This window comes from Vibrio sp. 2132-1, assembly GCF_033344315.1.
The window spans coordinates 1-913 of the sequence record NZ_JAWPON010000154.1; the positions used below are offsets into that span (position 1 = coordinate 1).

Below are 913 nucleotides of genomic sequence, written 5' to 3' on the forward strand. Positions count from 1 at the left end.
GGAGAATCCAGAAGTGGCGCGGTAGCGCTGTACCTCCAGAACAAACATGGATTCACTCCGAATAAGCCGATCACCAAGCCCAACCGAACAGTTTACGAATTGCTGTGCAATCCAACCAAGTTTGAACCACTGATGCAAAGCTACGAAACGCAACATATGGAGGAGGAACTACCTCTTCACCTCAAAATATGGGATTTTCTTCTCGTTGCGGTCGGGCTTAGGAGGTAACTTTGCACGACACAAACAATGACAAGGAAGAGCTAGTTTCACATGCGAAAGTAAATGTTCCGGCAGAACAAAGCATTCGCGGTGAACTGTTGCCGTCATCGAGCTCGCTCCGGAACATCCAGGACAACCCCGCCGTCGCCTATCTGGTGAGCCTCGGGTCAAAGCGAAGCAGGCAGACCATGAGCTCATTCCTCAACATTGTCGCCAAGATGATCGGGTTTCAGAACCTTCGTGACTGTGCATGGAGCTCAATGAGGCGGCACCACATATTGGCGGTGCTGGAAATGCTGGGGGATGCAGGGAAGGCTCCGGCAACGATCAACACCTACCTGTCAGCGCTCAAAGGGGTGGCTCTTGAAGCCTGGACGATGAAGCAAATTGATACGGATAGCTTCCAGCACATTAAGCAAGTCCGTTCAGTACGTGGATCTCGACTTCCTAAAGGGCGGGCACTTGAACGCCATGAGATTCGCAGCCTCTTTTTCACATGTGAAAGTGATTCAAGCGCCAAAGGGCTTCGGGATGCGGCCATTCTCGGGGTGCTCCTCGGGTGTGGCTTGCGCCGCTCGGAAATCGTTGCGCTGGACATGGGAAGCATGATCTACAAGGACCGCGCTCTCAAGGTTCTTGGCAAGGGCAACAAAGAGAGAATGGCGTATGTGCCTGGTGGCGCATGGAAAAGACT

Annotated in this window: 1 protein-coding gene and 1 pseudogene; both read left to right on the forward strand. The window is 52.7% G+C overall.

The genetic code is table 11. The annotated features are described in order from the left end of the window. Positions 1 to 228, forward strand: a pseudogene (locus R8N47_RS24090) (hypothetical protein); the annotation flags it as partial. 2 nt (positions 229 to 230) lie between these two features. Beyond that, positions 231 to 913 (forward strand): tyrosine-type recombinase/integrase (locus tag R8N47_RS24095; protein ID WP_318185964.1); only part of this gene is annotated, 683 nt, incomplete at its 3' end.